The sequence below is a fragment of the Kitasatospora sp. NPDC096140 genome, assembly GCF_040303045.1.
Classification (GTDB): domain Bacteria; phylum Actinomycetota; class Actinomycetes; order Streptomycetales; family Streptomycetaceae; genus Kitasatospora.
On record NZ_JBEOUW010000031.1, the window covers coordinates 40,982 to 56,866 of the forward strand.

Sequence of the window (15,885 nt, forward strand, 5' to 3'; positions counted from 1 at the left end):
GTTCCGCGGAGTGCCGGGCGCCGGTGACGGGGCGGGCGTAGGGTGCGGCCGTGACGACCGGCGGGTGGTGACCGCCTTGATCGGAGGGGAAACCGATGACCGACCCGAACACCCCGACTCCGCCGCCGAGCGGCGTCCTCGGCGGGCTGCTGGAGGACCTGCGGGCCGAGAGCGCGGTGCTGGACGGGCTGGTGACCAGCCTGCCGGCAGAGGGCTGGGCCCGGTCGACACCCGCCGAGGGCTGGACGATCGCGCACCAGATCGCCCACCTGGCCTGGACCGACGACTGGACGGCACTGGCCGCGCGCGACGCGGAGGGCTTCGCCGCCGCACTCGACGCCCGCTTCGGCAAGCTGTCGGCGGCCGGCGCCGACCCGGTCGAGGAGGGTGCGCGGGACGGCGCGGCCACCGAGCCGACGGTGCTGCTCGCCCGCTGGCGGGCCGGGCGGGAGGAGGTGCTGGCGGCACTGTCCGCGGCACCGGCCGACGTACGGCTGCCCTGGTTCGGCCCGCCGATGAAGCCCGCCTCGATGGCCACCGCCCGGCTGATGGAGACCTGGGCGCACGGCCAGGACGTCGCGGACGCGCTCGGCGTCACCCGCGAGCCCACCGCCCGGCTGCGGCACATCGCCCATCTGGGGCTGCGCACCCTGGGCTTCGCCTTCGGCGCACACGGCCTGCCCGCGCCGGAGCGGCCGGTCCGGCTCGAACTGACCGCCCCCGACGGCGGGACGTGGGCCATCGGCCCGGCCGACGCACAGGACGTGGTGACCGGCCCGGCCCTGGACTTCTGCCTCCTGGTGACCCAGCGCCGCCACCGGGACGACCTCGCCCTCACCGCGACCGGCCCGGTCGCCGCCGCCTGGCTCCCGATCGCCCAGGCCTTCGCCGGGGCGCCGGGCAAGGGGCGGCAGCCCGGATCGTAGGGTCGGACGGCCCCGGCGGTCCGGCCGTGCGGGTCGCGGCCGCCGCCGCGTGGCCGGCCCGCGGGCCGCGGCCGCCGGGACGTGTCGGACCCCCGGGGTTCAATGGCGGGCATGAACGACCTGATCGGCCGACTGCCCGCCATCCCCGAGCTGCGCGACCGTTGCCGCGCCCTCGCCGCGCTCGACGCGATCCTCAGCCCGGACGACTGGGGCGGCCGGTACTACTCCTTCGATTCCCGCTGGTCCGCGGACAACGCGCTCGGTTCGATGCGCGACGGCCAGGGCAACGACTGGTTCGTGCTCTTCTCCCCCGTCGGCGTCTACGGGCGGAGCTTCGACCACGAGGTGCCGACGGCGCTGAAGCCGCTCGGCGCCGTCCCCGAGGCGTTCCGCGGCTTCGTCGAGGAACTGGGCAGCGGGGACGAGGAGGAGCCGGTCGCCACCGCCTTCTTCTGGCGGACGCACCAGGACGCGGCCTGGCGGGGGGACGCCGTCGACGCGTGCGAGGCCGGCCCGTTCGGACTGCTGCTGGACCCGTCGGCCGAGGCGTACCGGGACTGGGCCGAGGAGTACTTCGAACCCGAGCAGCCGCTGGACCTCGCCGCGATCGAGCACGTCCTGGCGCTGCGCCCGCTCACCCCGGCCGTCGTCGCGGCGCTCAACCCGGACACCGACCTGGAGGAGCTCGCGAAGGACCTCGCGGAGATCGACTTCCCCACAGGCTGACAAAAGGCTGACACATCGCCACATTTCCTGACGAAGACGGCGGTAGCGACAGAACCACTCATTCTGGCGATAGGCCCGCACATTCGGCGAGTGGTGGAATGCCCGCATGATTCGCACCCCCACCACTCGCGCCGCTCTGGCCGCCGCCACCGCCCTGCTCACTCTCGCCGGGCCGGCCGCCGCCGCCCGGGCCACTCCCCCGCAGACCGCCCCGGCGGATGCCGCCACCGTCGTGGCGCCCACCCCCGTGATCGGAGCGCCGGTGCGGGCCGGCACTCCGGCCGCCGACCGGGTGGCCGCCTTCCTGGAGGCGTACCGCGCCGCCGTGCTCGGGCAGAGCGACCGGACCCCGCGACAGGTCCGCGGCCACTACCTCTCCGCGCACCTGAACCACCGGCTGGACGCCCGGGCCCAGCAGCCCGACGCCGACCCGGTGTTCCGGGCGCAGGACGTCCCGGCGCACTGGGCGGCCCAGGAGGTCGGGCAGGAGAAGGGCTTCGCCTCCGTCCGGCTGACCGAGTCCTGGGGCGACGGGAGCGGCCGGGACGTCTGGTACGCCGTCCGCCTCACCGATCTGCGGATCCTCGACCTGGGCGACGAGCCCGCCTTCTAGGGCCCGTCTTCGAGCCCCCGGCCGGCCCACCCCGCTCAGAGTCCGATCCTGAGCGGGGTGAGCCGGGTGGCGATCAGGTTGGTGGCGCCCCGGTCGCGCTCGATGTGGCCGTGGACCAGCAGCCCGGCCCGGTCCAGGGCGGTACGGCGCTGGGACTCCCAGACCGGGCGGTTGCAGATCACGTTGATCAGGCCGGTCTCGTCCTCCAGGCTGAGGAAGAGCACCCCGCCGGCCGTCGGCGGCCGCTGCCGGTGGGTGACCAGGCCACCGACCACCACCGCCGTCCCCGGCGGCACATCCGGGAGCTGGGCGGCACGGAGCGCGCCGCCGCGGTCCAGGCGGTCGCGCAGGTGCTGGAGCGGATGACTGGTGGCGGAGGTGCCGGTGGCCCACAGGTCCGCGATGGTCTCCTCGACCGGGCTCATCCCGGGCAGCTCCGGCGCCTCGGTGCCGGGCGTGGTGCCGGGGATCAGCTCGGCCGAGATCCCGGCGAACGCCCCTGCCGCCCACAGTGCCTGACGTCGCGTCAGGTCGAAGCAGTCGAAGGCGCCCGCCGTCGCCAGCGCCTCCAGGACGGGCGCGGGCAGGCCGGTGCGACGGGCGAAGTCCTCCAGGTCCGCGTACGGCTGTCCGGCCACGACCGCCTCGGCCTGCGGGGTGCCGATGCCGCGGACGGTCTCCAGGCCGAGCCGGATGGCCGGCTGCGGGCGCCCGGCGGTCAACGGCGGCTTCGGGGTCGGCCCCCGGTAGGGCTCCAGGGTGGGCCGCGCCCCGCTGGCGTTGACGTCCACCCCGCGCACCCGCACGCCGTGCCGCCGGACGTCCGCGACCAGGCTGAGCGGCGAGTAGAAGCCCATCGGCTGGTTGGCCAGCAGGGCGCAGGTGAAGGCCGCCGGGAAGTGGTACTTGAGCCAGGCGCTGGCGTACACCAGGTAGGCGAAGCTGATCGCGTGGCTCTCCGGGAAGCCGTAGTTGGAGAAGGCCTCGATCTTGCCGTAGACGTCCTCGGCGACCTCCGGCGGGATGCCGCGCTCGGCCATCCCGCCCAGCAGCCGCTCACGCAGCCGGGCGACCCGCTCGTGCGAGCGCTTGGCGCCCATCGCCTGCCGCAGCTGATCCGCCTCGGCCGGGCTGAACCCGGCGCAGTCGATGGCGAGTTGCATCATCTGCTCCTGGAACAGCGGCACCCCGAGGGTCTTGCCGAGCGCGTTCTCCATCAGCGGGTGCGGGCAGCCGGCCGGTTCGACCCCGGCGCGGCGGCGCAGGTACGGGTGGACTGAGCCGCCCTGGATCGGGCCGGGGCGGATCAGTGCGACCTCGACCACCAGGTCGTAGAAGTGGTCCGGCTTGAGCCGGGGCAGGGTCGCCATCTGCGCCCGGGACTCGACCTGGAACACGCCCACGGTGTCGGCCCGGCGCAGCATCGCGTACACGCCCCCGTCGTCGTCCGGGATGGTGGCCAGGTCGTAGCGCAGGCCGTGGTGTTCCGCGACCAGGTCGCAGGCGTCGTGCAGGGCGGCGAGCATGCCGAGGCCGAGCAGGTCGATCTTCACCAGCCCGGCGCCGGCGGTGGACTCCTTGTCCCACTGCAGGACGGAGCGCCCGGGCATCCGGGCCCACTCGGTCGGGCAGATCTCCCCGATCGGCTCCCGGGTGAGCACCATGCCACCCGAGTGGATGCCCAAGTGTCTCGGCAAGCCGTGGAGTTGGGTGGCGAGGGCGAGCACGTCGGCGGGGATGACGGCGTCCGCGCCGGGAGCGGAACGGAAGTCGGTCTGCCGGCTGAACGCGTCCACCTGCCCCTGCGGGTAGCCGAGCACCCGGGCGGCGTCGCGGATCGCCAGCCGGGGCCGGTAGGTGATCACATTGGCGACCTGCGCGGCGTGCTCGCGCCCGTAGCGGCCGTAGACGTACTGGATGACCTCCTCGCGGCGGCGGTTCTCGATGTCCAGGTCGATGTCGGGCGGCCCGTCCCGGGCGGTGGAGAGGAATCGCTCGAACAGCAGCCGGTAGTGGATCGGGTCGACGGCGGTGATCCCGAGGGCGTAGCAGACCGCGGAGTTGGCGGCCGACCCGCGCCCCTGGCACCAGATCTCCCGGCTCCGGCAGAAGTCCACGATGTCGTGCACGATCAGGAAGTAGCCGGCCAGGTCGAGGTCCTCGATCACGTCCAGCTCCTTGGCGAGCTGGCGGCGGGCGGCGGCGTTGCCCGGACCGAAGCGGGCCGGGCCGCCGGCCGCGACCAGGGCGCGCAGGTGGCTGATCTCGGTCTCGCCCTCGGGAACGGGGAAGCCCGGCAGCTCCGGGTCCAGTTTGGCGAAGTCGAAGGCGCAGGCCCGGCCCAGCTCGACGGTGGCCCGCTGCACACCCGGGAAGCGGGCCAGCCGACCGGCCATCTCGCGGCCCGAGCGCAGGTGCGCGGTGCCGGCCGCCCTGGTCCAGCCGACCGCGTCCTGCAGGGTGCGGCGCTCGTGCAGCGCGGCGAGGCTCTGCGCGAGGCGGCCCTGGGCGGGGCCGGCGTGGTGGGCGTTGGTGGAGGCGACGACGGGCAGTCCCGCCTCGGCGGCGAGGGCGGCGAGGGCGTCGTTGCGCCGGTCGTCGCCGGGCAGCCACTGGTCGATCAGCTCGACGTACACGTTCTCGCGGCCGAACGCCTCGGTGAGGGTGCGCAGCCGGTCCCCGGCCCCGCCCCGGTCGGGGCCCTGCCTCCCGGCGAGGGCGGCGGGGACCCGGCCGAGGCGGCAGCCGGTGAGCACCGCCCAGTGGCCGCCGTGCGCCCCGGCCAGCGCCGCGAGGTCGTACGCCGGGCGGCCCTTCGCACCACCGGCCAGCTGGGCGGCGGCGATCGCGGCGGACAGCCGGCGGTAACCGACCGGGTCGCGGGCCAGGACCAGCAGGTGCTCGGTCTCCTCCGGGGAGCGGCGGTCCGCCGCGTGGCGGAGGGTCAGCTCCGCGCCGAACACGGTGGCCACACCGGTGCCCCGGGCCGCCTCGGCGAGCCGGACGGCGCCGTACAGGCCGTCGTGGTCGGTGATCGCGAGGGTCTCCACGCCCAGCCTGGCCGCCTCGGCGACCAGGTCCTCCGGGTCGCTGGCGCCGTCCAGGAAACTGAAGGCGGAGTGGACGTGCAACTCGGCCCAGGGTTCGGCGGACTCCTCCGGGGCGGGGGGAGGCCCCGCCGGGGCGGGGCGGCGCAGCGGGACGACCGTACGGTCCGGCGCCGCGCCGGTCAGCCGGCGGTGCAGCTCGCTCCAGGGGAGGTTCGGGTGGCTGGTGAAGCCCATCGGGGGTTGCCTTCGTCGTTCTCGTGCCTGCACTCACCCCCCTCGGTCCCTTGCGGGCCCGGGCTCATTGCGGGCCTGGTCCCTTGTGGGCCTGGTCCCTTGTGGGTCTGGTCCCTTGTGGGCTCCTCGCGGGTCCCTCCGGTTCCGGGACCGCTAGTCGTAGCCGGCCTCCAGGTACCACGCACCCCCCTCCACGGTGAGCAGCAGCGCCCGGCCGTCGCCCACCACGACCTGGAACCGCGCCCGGCGGCGGGCGAGCGACTGGTCCCACCAGTACTCGACCGCCGGCCAGGGCCCGGTCCAGCCGTCCACCGGCTCCTCCCGCCCCCGGACCACGACCAGGGCCGGACGGGCCGACACCCCCGCCCGGCCGTCCACCGTGACCGGCAGCCCGGCCTCGTCCAGCACCCGCACCGGCGTGGGCTCCCGCAGCACCACGGCCGGCCACACCTCCGGCAGCCGCCCCGGCCAGGGCGCGTCGGCCGGCACCGCCGCCTCGTACGGCTCGCCCCACGGCACCTTGACCGCCTGCTCCCCCGGACCGCGCCCGCCGGCCGGCTCGATCCGGCGCAGCCCGGCGTGCCCGAGCACCGCCTGCACCCGGGCGACCGCCCGCTCCACCCGGTCGTCCGCGACCGCCTGGCCCCACAGCGCCAGCTGGCGGCCCTGGTCCGGGGAGAGGCCGTCGGGGGCCAGGCGGAGCAGGGTGAAGCCCTCCTGTCCGTCGGTGAAGGTGCCCATGCCCTGCCAGGCCTGGAGCTGCCAGCGGACCCGCTCGGCCAGCGCCGTCGCCGACAGCCGGCCCTCGTGCCGCCACAGCCGGGAGGCCGACCGGCCGTCCGCACAGGCCACCTCGACGGCCACCCGGCGGCAGGTCAGCCCGGCCCCGGCCAGCCGCTGGTGCAACGCCTCGGCCAGCGTGCGGGCGACGAACACCAGCGGCTCGGCCAGCGGCTCCGGCGGGTCGAAGCGCTGCTCGACGGCGAGGTCCGGCTCCTGGTCGCGCGGCACCAGCGGACGCGGCTGCAGCCCGCGGGCCAGCCGGTGCGCGACCGTCCCGGACGGGCCGAAGCGGTCCGCGACCGCCTCCGGCGGCAGCGCGGCGAACGCCCCGACGGTGGGCAGGCCGAGCCGGTCGAGCAGCTCGGCCGGCGCCTCGTCGCCCAGCGCGCTCACCGGGTACGGGGCGAGGAACTCCGCCGTCCGGCCGGCCGGCACCAGCACCCCGGCGCGGGCGGCCAGCACGGCGGCGAACAGGCCGTCGGCGACGCCGACCTGGGCGTGCGGGGCTTCGGGGGGCCGGGGGGCCTCGGGGGGCTTGGGGGGCTTGGGCGCCTCGGAGGGCTTGGGGGTTTCAGGGGCCTCGGGGGCTTCGGGGGTTCCGGGAGCTTCGGGGGTTCCGGGGGCTTCGGGGGTTCCGGGAGCTTCGGGGTTCACCGCGCCCGGGACGGCGTCCGGGACGGGCGGGCGGCCGAGGGCGTCCGCCACCGCCGTACGGACCTTGGCGGCCAGCGCCTCCTCGCCGCCGAAGTAGCGGCCCGGGCCCTTCACCGGGATCGCGCACAGGCCGGGGCGGATCACCTCCACCCGAGGCGTGAACGCCTCCACCGCCGCGACCACCGGCTCGAAGCGGCGGGTCTCCGTCTCCGGGTCGCGGTCGCGCAACTCCAGCTCCGGGCAGAGCCGCTGGGCCAGCTTGAGCCGCTGCCCCTGCCGCACCCCGGCCGCCCGGGCACCCGCCGAGCAGGCGAGGATCCGCCCGCCCTCGGTCACCGCCACCGGGTCGTCGCCGGTGACGGCCACCACCGGCCAGTCCGGGCACCAGACCACCAGCACCCGGGGGGTACGGTCCTCGGCGGTCCCGGACGGCTCGCTGCCGGACCGCTCGTTCCCGGGCATCTCAGACCACCGCCGCGACGCGTGGTGCCGCCGGCTCCGCCACGGGCTGCGGCTGCGGGTGCTCCCGGACCGGACGCTCCTGGAACGGGCCTTCCTGCAGCGGGCGGTCCAGGACCGGGCGCTCCTGCAGCGGGCGCACCGCGCCGTGCTCGTCCGGCAGCCAGAGCCGGGCGGTCCGGCCTCGCACCGCCGAGCCGCGGCCCTCGGCCGCCACCTCGACCTGTCGGCCGGCGAGCTGCCCGTAGCCGTCGCCCAGCCCGAACCAGCGCCCGGAGCGCACCCCCAGCCGCAGTGCCGCGCCCGGCCAGGGCCCGGCCACCAGCAGCACGCAGCCGCTGCGCCGCAGCACCGCCGCCAGCCGGGCGGCCAGCTTCGGCGGCACCGGACCGTCCGGGCGCAGCATGACCAGTTCGACCGCACCGGCCAGCACCGACACCACCTCGGCCCAGTGCGGCCCGGGGTCGTCCGCGACCAGCAGTCGGCGCAGGTCCAGCCCGTACCCCTCGGCGGCGGCGAGCCCGAGGTCCGGCAGCCCGACCGCCGCCGCCCAGCCGCCCTCGGTGTCCCGCACCCCGGCGGCGAGCGCCAGCAGCAGCCCGGTGTCCCCGCCCGCCACCGACACCGCCGTGCCGCGTCGCAGGCCGCCGTCCGGCAGCACCTCCCGCAGCGCGGGCGGCACCGGCAGCAGGCCACGGGCCTCCGTCCGTCCGTCGCCCGGCTCCCCCGGCACGGCAGCCGGGAGCGCCACCGGCCGGAGCGCGGGGCGTGCGGGCTGCTCGGCGGTGGATTCGAAAACAGATTCGAAAACGGGCACAGCCCCAGGATCGAACATTCGTTCGCAAAGATTCAAGTCCGACCCGGTAGCCCCACCCGTCACTCTCCGTGCCAGGTCGCGATAGCTGTCACATGGGCGAAGGGGATCTGTCACTGTCCGTGTCGGCGAACCTTGAGCCCATGCCATTGAAGATTGATCAGCGGCAGGTTCGTACCACTGAGGTCTGGCTGGCGTACACGCTCAGCACGTCGGAGTGTGGCAGCGCCGACTTGCCCCAGGCAGTTGTTTGTCAGCGTGCTGCCCTACTGTGCGCGGCAACCGGACCTGAGTGGGCAGGAGTCGAGATGGCACTGACGTTGGACCAATCTGTGGAACAGCTTGGCGACAGGCAGTCCGCCAAGCGACGCTCAGCCGCGAGGCGTCTGCGGCGGCTCGCGCAACCGGTCGCGGGTCCGCCGCTGCTGGAGGCCCTGGAACACGAGGTACAAGACCGTCGCACGTGGGAGACCCAGTACGAGATCGTCATGGCCCTGGGGATGTGCGATCACCGGCCTGCGCTCGGGCCGCTGCGCGAACTCGCCCGGGCGTCCTTCGACGCCACCATGGTGTACGTCGCCCTCGGCGACGCCATCGTCCGGTTGAGCACACCCGAGGACACGGACGATGCCCTGCGGTGGTGCCTGAACAGCGGCACCCCGAGTCTCGCCGACGGCGCGCTGCGCGCCGTCGCCATGCAGCGCCTTCACCTCGACGCCCAGACAATCGACCACCTCCTCGACTGCCTGGGCCCACTGGAGCCCAACGACGGGCTGCGCTTCTGGGCGGCAGCTGCTGCGGCGGGCTGGTCAGGTCCCCGGGTCAGGGAATTCCTCGAAGCCTGCGCGGCCGGCCCCCGGGCAGATGTTGCCGACGCGGCCGCCTCATCCCTCCAGGGCAAGTACCAGACCTACCGCCCGTTGTAGATGTGCCGAGACACGTCAGTTGTCACTGATCGTAGGTTGTGGCCTGTGCCTTCGGTCGGTTTGGGACAGGCTGGTTGGCACTGATCGGCCATCCGTCTTGTCACCTGTGATGCCTGGTCGGTCTTGTTGGCACCGGTTTCGAAGATCCGTCTTGAGGCCTGTCGATGGTCGCGGTTCCAGGATCTCAAGGACGCCCCGCGCGGCCGGGCGCAGGTTTTCACCGCCCCGCCCGACGACGCCCTCACGACCGGAGCAGTCCTCGCGATCGCCGACCGGTTCCTCCAGGCTCGGGACGAGACGGAAGCTGTCCTGGGCGGCGCTGTCGGTGGGCCAGCAGCGCAGACTGCGGGCCCTGGCCGACCGGAACCGGCCCGGTCAAGGGCCCCTGACATGCCAGGAGATGGCCGCCAGCTTCGGCCTGGACCCAGTGCCCGCGAAGGTGGAGGCCCTGAGGTCGCGGGCGAAGCGCCTGACGTCTGTCAGATGGAGGTGGAGAGTGCTACGTGGCGCCACTGGTCGAGTTCCCGCCGCACCAGGTCCAGCTTCGCCTCGACGCGCTCGACCGCGTCCGCGCCCAACTGCAGGCGCAGCGGCGGCTCGGCGGTCTCGGTGACGTCGACGATGGCCTTGGCAGCCTTCACCGGGTCGCCCGGCTGGCGGCCGTCGTAGTGGGCCAGCGCCTCGCGCACCGGTCCTGCGGCCGTGGCGTAGTCGGCGATGGTGGCCGGCTCGGTGTGGAAGCTGGAGCTGCTCAGGAAGTCGGTGCGAAAGCCGCCCGGCTCGATGATCGTGACGCGGACTCCGAGCGGGGCCAGTTCGCCGTGCAGTGCTTCGGAGATGCCTTCGAGCGCGAATTTCGACGCGCCGTACAGGCCTGCCGCCGGTACGGTGGCGAAACCTCCCACGGAGCCGATGTTCAGGACGTGCCCGGATCGCTGGGCGCGCAAGGCCGGCAGGATCGCCCGCAAGGTGTTGAGCACGCCGAACACGTTGACGTCGAACAGCGCCCGGGCGGCCTCGTCCGAGGTCTCCTCGATCGCGCCGACCAGGCCGTAACCGGCATTGTTGGCCACGACATCGATCCGGCCGAACCTGGCCAGCCCGGCCTCCACGGCAGCGGTCAGCTGCCCCGGTTCGGTCACGTCCACGTTCACCGCCAGCAGTCCATCCGGCTTCTGCGGGTACGCCTTGAGTACCGCCGACACGTCCCTCGCCGTGGCGATCACGCTGTGCCCTCGGTCCAGTGCTTCACGGGTGATCTCCGCGCCGAGCCCCCGCGACGCCCCGGTGACAAACCAAACGCTCATGTTCTCTCCTCTTCCGATGCGGACGGCTCGACGCTAGGTCCTAGAGTCGGGTCTAGATCAACAGCTACGCGGGAGGGGCACTCATGGACCTGAGCATCGGAGAGGTGGCGCAGCGCAGTGGGCTGAGCGTGCACGCGCTGCGGTTCTACGAGCGGGAGGGCCTGTTCGCCAACCCCGTACGCCGCCTGTCCAACGGCCGCCGGATCTATCACGAGGAAGATCTGGAGTGGCTGGCGATCTGTACGAAGCTGCGTTCCTCCGGCATGTCCTTGCCGGTGATCCGGCAGTACATCGAGCTGGCCCGCCAGGGCACGGGCAACGAACCCGAGCGGCTTGCGCTGCTGCGCCGACACCAAGACCACGTGGAGGCGCAGATCCGGGAGTTGCAGGAGACCCTGGACGTGATGCGGGACAAGGTGCGGATCTACGAGGACCATCTCGCCCGAGGCGAAGCCGACCGCCTGTGGAACCCATCCCACCCGGATACCAAGCAATGCTCAGACTGAGAATCCGTCAGCTTCATTGCGCCAGGACACCAGCGGTGACAACAAGCGTGTCCAGGTGGCAACTAACGTGTCCCGGCACAGTAGAACGGCCGAACGATCAAGCTCCGATGGCGCGTGCTCAAAGTTCGGTGGCACAGGACAGTCGCTGCGCAGGTGGCCCGCCCTGCTGCCCGGTTGTGCGGTGCCGGTCCTCAAGCTGCGTGGCGAGGTGATGGCTGTAGTGGTCGAGTGCGGTCCTGAGTTCGCGAAGCTGGGGGGTGGGTCTCTGGATCACGTTCCAGATGTGCACGAGAGCTCGTGAGCGCCCGCTGGGGACTTGCAGGCAGACTGGGTGGAGGCGGGGCTCGCTGCTGGTGATCTGTGCCCAGATGTAGATCGTTACTGCGAGGTGTTCCTCGCTCGTCCAGCTGGTACTGCGGTTGCGGATGATGTCCGCGACGAGGAGGTTCCAGTCGGCTTCCGGAAGTGCCCAGTCGTGCAGGGCCTCGCGGCGGTGGCGGTAGTCGATCAGGGGCTCTGTCGTGAGCCGGTCTGCGATCCGGGAAACCGCCTGGGCGTATTGGGCTGCCTTGCCACCGTCTCTGAGCCAGGAGGTGACGTGAACTCCTGCGGCGAGTGCGCTGTTGGCTGGAAGGCCGAGGAACTGGCCTGCTTGGAGGCGTGAGGTGTCGTGGACCGTCTGGATCAGACGAATGGCAGCGTCCCGCTGGAGGTGGAGCCCGAGGGGGTTTGCCAGGTCATGCAGTTCCGCGAGCCAGTGATCAGGGAGTCGTTGGGGGACGTGGCGGGGTTCGAAGTCGCCGGTGCGATTGGACTCCTGGGCGTATGCGCCGACGCGGCCTTGGCGAGTGCGGACCAAAGGTTCTCGGAGGCGCGAGAGAGCGGACCTCAGTCCGGGGGAAGCGGATCGAACGAGGTGGGCTGCGCGTTGTCGGAACTTCGCAGGCAGGGGCGGGACGAGTTCTGAGAGAAGGGCGTCAGGGTGGGTGCCGTGGGTGAGCATGTCGGCGAACAGCAGCAGGGCGGTGCAGGTCCTCACGTCGTGGGGGAGCCCGATGGCGAACCGCGCTCGTTCATCGATGCGAGCGATCTGCTGGTCGAGGTGACCGTCGATGGCATTGAAGTGGGCGAAGTCTGGCACCAGCGGGCGGGCCGCTGGCCAAGTGTGTGCGGCACCAGTGCTGCCAACCGGCCGCGGTCTGCCGGTCGCCGTGCGGGCGGCGGGCGACCGCCGGACGGGCGGCGGGCCCGCAGTGGACGGGCGGCGGCGCTCGGCCGACCGGGCGGGACCACTCGGCCGACCGGGCTACCGACAAGCGTTTTTTCCTTGACAAATTTTTTTGTCGGATGAACCCTGGAGGGGTGCTGGATGTCGCCGTCATCGAAGAACCCGCCGCAGCCGAGGCGTCCCTGGACCCGATCCGGGCCCGGATCCTCGCCGCCCTGGCCGAACCCGGCTCGGCCGCCATGCTGGCCGGCCGCCTGGGCCTGCCCCGACAGAAGGTCAACTACCACTTGAAGGAACTGGAGCGGCACGGGCTCGTCGAACTCGCCGAGGAGCGGCGCAAGGGCAACGTCACCGAACGGGTCTACCGCGCCACCGCGGCCTCCTACGTGATCTCCCCCAGCGTCCTCGCCGCCGTCAGCCCGGACCCCGACCGCTCCCCCGATCAGCTCTCCGCCCGCTGGCTGCTGGCCCTCGGCTCCCGGCTCGTCCAGGAGGTCGGGACCTTGCTGACCGGCGCCGCCCGCGCCCGGCGGCGGGTCGCCACCTTCGGCATCGACGCCCAGGTGCGGTTCGCCTCCGCGGCCGACCGGACGGCCTTCGCCGAGGAACTGGCCCAGGCCGTGGCCGCCCTCGTCAGCCGCTACCACGACGAGTCCGCCCCCGGGGGCCGCAGCCACCGGGTGGTCGTCGGACTCCACCAGATCCCCTCGGCAGCACGGCCCGCGGCGGAGACGGCCGGGACCGACGCGCAACAGCCCGAGGACGAGCCGAACCAGGAGAACCCGCGATGACCCACCCGTTCGAGATCGAGCTGGAGACCTCCCTGCCCGCGAGCCCCGAGCAGGTCTGGGAGGCGATCGCCACCGGACCGGGGATCGACTCCTGGTTCATGGGCCGCAACGAGCTGGACCCGCGCGAGGGCGGCACCGCCGCCATGGAGGTCGGGGGCCACCGCGAGGAGGCGGTGATCACCGCCTACGAACCCGGCAAGCGCCTGGCCACCCGCACGACCACCGCCGAGGACGGCCGCTTCATGGCCTTCGAGTACCTGATCGAGGGCCGGGACGGCGCCGCCACCGTGCTCCGCGTCGTCCACAGCGGCCTGCTCGGCGACGACTGGCAGGACGAGTACGACGCGCTGCGCCGCGGCTGGCCCTTCCACCTCCACACGCTCCGCGAGTACCTCGCCCACTTCCCCGGGCGCACCGCCACCCCCGTCTTCGCCGCGGCGCCGTCCACCGGGCGGCCGGAGCCGGAGGTCCGCACGGTCCTCGCCGACGCACTGTCACTGCCCCTGCCGGTCACCGTCGGTGCACGGGCCCACGGCGGACCGGCCGACCTGCCGCCGCTGGACGGCGAGGTGGTCTGGGCGGACGACGAGCGCCTGGCGGTCCGCACCGCCGACGGGCTCCACACCTTCCACCACGGCTCGGGCCTGGTCCTGATGTTCCACCACCTCTTTGGCCCGGCACCGGCGGGGGCCGAAGCCTCCTGGCAGCAGTGGCTGACCGGCCTCCTCGCCTGACCGTCTGACCGCTCGCCCGCTGGACCGCTGGACCGCCCGCCCATCTGCACGTCTGCACGTCTGCACGCCCCCCGATCCGCACCCGTACGAAGAACAAAGGAACCACCGATGCGCACCCTGATCAGCACCGCCTTCATCTCGCTCGACGGCGTCGTCGACTCCCCCGGCGGCGAGCCCGGCTACCGGAACGCCGGATGGACCTTCAAGGACATCGAGTTCGTCCCCGAGGCGTTCGAGATCAAGGGGCGGGAGCAGGAGGAGGCCGGCGCGATGCTGCTGGGCCGGGTCAGCTACCAGGCGTTCAGCCCGGTGTGGCCGGACATGGCGGACTTCGCCCGCTACAAGACCCTGCCCAAGTACGTCGTCTCCACCACCCTCACCGAGGACGACCTGGTGCCGAACTGGGGCGAGACCACCATCCTGCGCTCGCTCGACGAGGTCGCCGCCCTGAAGGAGACCGAGGGCGGCCCGATCATCGTCCACGGCAGCGCCGCCCTGAACCGGGCGCTCTCGGACGCCGGCCTGATCGACCGCTACCACCTGCTCGTCTTCCCCGTACTGCTCGGCGCGGGCAAGCGCCTGTTCAGCGCCACGGACAAGGACGCCCAGAAGCTGAAGCTGGTCGAGTACGCGGCCTACGACAACGGCCTGCAGAAGCAGGTCTTCGACGTGGTCCGCTGACGGCCCCGCAGGGGGATCGACGATCGGATCACGGTCGGACGGGCATCGGGCCTGACGATTCATCAATTCTCCTGCACTGGGCGTGCGGTAGCGGGCGGCAGGCGGCGGCAGGCGACGGGCTACGGGCTACGGGCTACGGGCGACGGCGGCAGGCGGCCGAAACCGGTGGACAGGCCTCCGCTCGTCGACAGACTGGTCGTATGACTGCGACGGACGACAAGACCGACCTCCGGATCTACCTCCAGGACGCCCGCGACGCGCTGCTCTGGAAGCTCGACGGCCTCTCCGAGTACGACCTGCGCCGCCCGCTCACCCCCACCGGGACGAACCTGCTCGGCCTGGTCAAGCACCTCACCGGGGCCGAGGCGATGTACTTCGGCGACACCTTCGGGCGCCCCTTCCCCGAGCCGACCCCGCTGTGGTTCATCGGCGACACCGAGCCGAACGGCGACCTGTGGGCGCGGGCGGAGGAGGGCACCGAGGAGATCGTCGGGCGCTACCGGCGGGTCTGGGCGCACTCGGACGCCACCATCGAGGCCCTGCCGTTGGACGCGACCGGCCGACTGCCGTTCGGCGACCGCCCCGAGCAGACCCTGCACCGGGTGCTCGTCCACATGATCGCCGAGAGCCACCGCCACGTCGGCCACGCCGACCTCGTCCGCGAACTCGTGGACGGCGCCGTCGGCCAGCGCCCCGACGGCGTCAACACCGCCGAGGGCGACGCGGACTGGTGGCGGGCCCACCACGACCGCGTGGAGCAGGCCGCCCGGAAGGCCGGCGGGCTCGCCTGACCCGCGGGTCGTCCGCCCCCGGTACGGTGCCCGGATGGACCGGGTGGAGTGGATCGATTCCGAGGGCGGGCCGCTGGTGCTCGTCCCCGAGGCGGCGCTGGGCGCGTGGACCGGCAGCGAAGGTGCGGACTACGACCGGGCCTGCGGGGTCGACGGTCACGTCGGGCTGCTGGACGTCGGCGGGGCACAGGCGCTGGTCCTCGGCGACGAGCCGCTGTCGACGACCCCCCTGCCGGAGCGGGGACTGCTGCTGCGGTGGATGGCGGCGGAGTCGGAGGAGGCGATCCTCGCCGCCCTGCCGCGGGCGCTGCAACTCGCCGAGTGGGAGCCCGAGTTGTGCTGGGAGGTCGGGAACGGGCCGGTGTACCTGTTCGACGCCGGCTGGACGGGCGGGGAGTCCGCCACCGAGGGGCGGCTCCGCCTCGACCTGCCCGCCGGGCGCCGGCGCGTCCGCGCCGCCCGGGTGGAACCGGACGAGCAGACCCAGGTCGTGCTGGTCCGGCTGGATCCGGTCGGCGGCTGACCGGAGGCGGCGGGCTCCGGCCCGGCCACCGTCCCTCACCGGCCCCGGCTCCGGCTCCGGCTCCGGCTCCGGCTCCGGCTCCGGCCACCGTCCCCGGCCGCCCAGGTTCCCGCAGGTGGGCGGGTACGCCTCGCGCTCC

At 73.4% G+C, this 15,885-nt stretch carries 15 protein-coding genes; 10 read left to right on the plus strand and 5 right to left on the minus strand.

Annotated elements, in window-relative coordinates; translation table 11 throughout:
- The first annotated feature begins 95 nt into the window (after window positions 1–95).
- From ABT048_RS28170 to ABT048_RS28180, 3 genes are all read left to right on the plus strand, one after another.
- The gene (locus ABT048_RS28170) at window positions 96–926 is read left to right on the plus strand and encodes a TIGR03084 family metal-binding protein (RefSeq protein ID WP_350524327.1); all 831 of its coding nucleotides are present in this window, start codon (window positions 96–98) and stop codon (window positions 924–926) included.
- A gap of 111 nt (window positions 927–1,037) precedes the next feature.
- On the plus strand, window positions 1,038–1,652 hold the full coding sequence (locus tag ABT048_RS28175; RefSeq protein WP_350524328.1) for a hypothetical protein: 615 nt from the start codon (window positions 1,038–1,040) through the stop codon (window positions 1,650–1,652).
- A gap of 106 nt (window positions 1,653–1,758) precedes the next feature.
- The gene (locus tag ABT048_RS28180; RefSeq protein ID WP_350524329.1) at window positions 1,759–2,265 is read left to right on the plus strand and encodes a hypothetical protein; all 507 of its coding nucleotides are present in this window, start codon (window positions 1,759–1,761) and stop codon (window positions 2,263–2,265) included.
- Window positions 2,266–2,300: 35 nt separating this feature from the next.
- On the opposite strand, the gene ABT048_RS28185 is transcribed toward ABT048_RS28180, so the two are convergent.
- The 3 genes from ABT048_RS28185 to imuA' all read right to left on the minus strand — a co-directional run bounded on the left by ABT048_RS28185 (window position 2,301) and on the right by imuA' (window position 8,262).
- The gene (locus tag ABT048_RS28185; RefSeq protein ID WP_350524330.1) at window positions 2,301–5,549 is read right to left on the minus strand and encodes an error-prone DNA polymerase; all 3,249 of its coding nucleotides are present in this window, start codon (window positions 5,547–5,549) and stop codon (window positions 2,301–2,303) included.
- 153 nt (window positions 5,550–5,702) lie between these two features.
- Window positions 5,703–7,448 carry a DNA polymerase Y family protein gene (locus tag ABT048_RS28190; RefSeq protein ID WP_350524331.1) on the minus strand — a complete coding sequence of 582 codons (1,746 nt, stop codon included), beginning with the start codon at window positions 7,446–7,448 and terminating at the stop codon, window positions 5,703–5,705.
- A gap of 1 nt (window position 7,449) precedes the next feature.
- Window positions 7,450–8,262, minus strand: coding sequence for a DnaE2-dependent mutagenesis accessory factor ImuA' (gene imuA', locus ABT048_RS28195; protein ID WP_350524332.1), 813 nt, complete (start codon window positions 8,260–8,262; stop codon window positions 7,450–7,452).
- A 305-nt stretch (window positions 8,263–8,567) separates the two neighbouring features.
- On the opposite strand from imuA', the gene ABT048_RS28200 reads away from it, so the two are divergent.
- Window positions 8,568–9,185: a HEAT repeat domain-containing protein gene (locus ABT048_RS28200; RefSeq protein WP_350524333.1), complete on the plus strand. Its 618-nt coding sequence runs from the start codon at window positions 8,568–8,570 to the stop codon at window positions 9,183–9,185.
- A 479-nt stretch (window positions 9,186–9,664) separates the two neighbouring features.
- On the opposite strand, the gene ABT048_RS28205 is transcribed toward ABT048_RS28200, so the two are convergent.
- Window positions 9,665–10,492, minus strand: coding sequence for an oxidoreductase (locus ABT048_RS28205; RefSeq protein ID WP_350524334.1), 828 nt, complete (start codon window positions 10,490–10,492; stop codon window positions 9,665–9,667).
- 83 nt (window positions 10,493–10,575) lie between these two features.
- Between ABT048_RS28205 and ABT048_RS28210 the strand changes: the two genes are divergently transcribed.
- Window positions 10,576–10,998: a MerR family transcriptional regulator gene (locus tag ABT048_RS28210; protein WP_350524335.1), complete on the plus strand. Its 423-nt coding sequence runs from the start codon at window positions 10,576–10,578 to the stop codon at window positions 10,996–10,998.
- Window positions 10,999–11,116: 118 nt separating this feature from the next.
- Here ABT048_RS28210 and ABT048_RS28215 read toward each other — a convergent pair whose 3' ends face one another.
- On the minus strand, window positions 11,117–12,139 hold the full coding sequence (locus ABT048_RS28215; protein ID WP_350524336.1) for a hypothetical protein: 1,023 nt from the start codon (window positions 12,137–12,139) through the stop codon (window positions 11,117–11,119).
- 221 nt (window positions 12,140–12,360) lie between these two features.
- On the opposite strand from ABT048_RS28215, the gene ABT048_RS28220 reads away from it, so the two are divergent.
- The 5 genes from ABT048_RS28220 (at window position 12,361) to ABT048_RS28240 (ending at window position 15,746) form a co-directional block, all read left to right on the plus strand.
- Window positions 12,361–13,017, plus strand: coding sequence for an ArsR/SmtB family transcription factor (locus tag ABT048_RS28220; protein ID WP_350524337.1), 657 nt, complete (start codon window positions 12,361–12,363; stop codon window positions 13,015–13,017).
- Window positions 13,014–13,751, plus strand: coding sequence for an SRPBCC family protein (locus ABT048_RS28225; RefSeq protein ID WP_350524338.1), 738 nt, complete (start codon window positions 13,014–13,016; stop codon window positions 13,749–13,751). Before ABT048_RS28220 ends, ABT048_RS28225 begins: the two co-directional genes overlap by 4 nt.
- Before the next feature lie 108 nt (window positions 13,752–13,859).
- Window positions 13,860–14,432 carry a dihydrofolate reductase family protein gene (locus ABT048_RS28230; protein WP_350524339.1) on the plus strand — a complete coding sequence of 191 codons (573 nt, stop codon included), beginning with the start codon at window positions 13,860–13,862 and terminating at the stop codon, window positions 14,430–14,432.
- 200 nt (window positions 14,433–14,632) lie between these two features.
- A complete protein-coding gene (locus ABT048_RS28235) occupies window positions 14,633–15,223 on the plus strand; it encodes a DinB family protein (RefSeq protein ID WP_350524340.1) in 591 nt (196 codons plus the stop codon).
- A gap of 34 nt (window positions 15,224–15,257) precedes the next feature.
- Window positions 15,258–15,746: an Imm21 family immunity protein gene (locus tag ABT048_RS28240; RefSeq protein WP_350524341.1), complete on the plus strand. Its 489-nt coding sequence runs from the start codon at window positions 15,258–15,260 to the stop codon at window positions 15,744–15,746.
- Window positions 15,747–15,885 lie beyond the last annotated feature (139 nt).

What these genes read in the sequence shown, in the direction of transcription:
- ABT048_RS28180 (WP_350524329.1), top strand. Translation starts at nt 1,759, where the DNA reads ATGATTCGCACCCCCACCACTCGCGCCGCTCTGGCCGCCGCCACCGCC.
- ABT048_RS28190 (WP_350524331.1), bottom strand. Translation starts at nt 7,448, where the DNA reads ATGCCCGGGAACGAGCGGTCCGGCAGCGAGCCGTCCGGGACCGCCGAG.
- ABT048_RS28170 (WP_350524327.1), top strand. Translation starts at nt 96, where the DNA reads ATGACCGACCCGAACACCCCGACTCCGCCGCCGAGCGGCGTCCTCGGC.
- ABT048_RS28205 (WP_350524334.1), bottom strand. Translation starts at nt 10,492, where the DNA reads ATGAGCGTTTGGTTTGTCACCGGGGCGTCGCGGGGGCTCGGCGCGGAG.
- ABT048_RS28200 (WP_350524333.1), top strand. Translation starts at nt 8,568, where the DNA reads ATGGCACTGACGTTGGACCAATCTGTGGAACAGCTTGGCGACAGGCAG.
- ABT048_RS28230 (WP_350524339.1), top strand. Translation starts at nt 13,860, where the DNA reads ATGCGCACCCTGATCAGCACCGCCTTCATCTCGCTCGACGGCGTCGTC.
- ABT048_RS28175 (WP_350524328.1), top strand. Translation starts at nt 1,038, where the DNA reads ATGAACGACCTGATCGGCCGACTGCCCGCCATCCCCGAGCTGCGCGAC.
- ABT048_RS28225 (WP_350524338.1), top strand. Translation starts at nt 13,014, where the DNA reads ATGACCCACCCGTTCGAGATCGAGCTGGAGACCTCCCTGCCCGCGAGC.
- ABT048_RS28235 (WP_350524340.1), top strand. Translation starts at nt 14,633, where the DNA reads ATGACTGCGACGGACGACAAGACCGACCTCCGGATCTACCTCCAGGAC.
- ABT048_RS28210 (WP_350524335.1), top strand. Translation starts at nt 10,576, where the DNA reads ATGGACCTGAGCATCGGAGAGGTGGCGCAGCGCAGTGGGCTGAGCGTG.
- ABT048_RS28240 (WP_350524341.1), top strand. Translation starts at nt 15,258, where the DNA reads ATGGACCGGGTGGAGTGGATCGATTCCGAGGGCGGGCCGCTGGTGCTC.
- ABT048_RS28185 (WP_350524330.1), bottom strand. Translation starts at nt 5,549, where the DNA reads ATGGGCTTCACCAGCCACCCGAACCTCCCCTGGAGCGAGCTGCACCGC.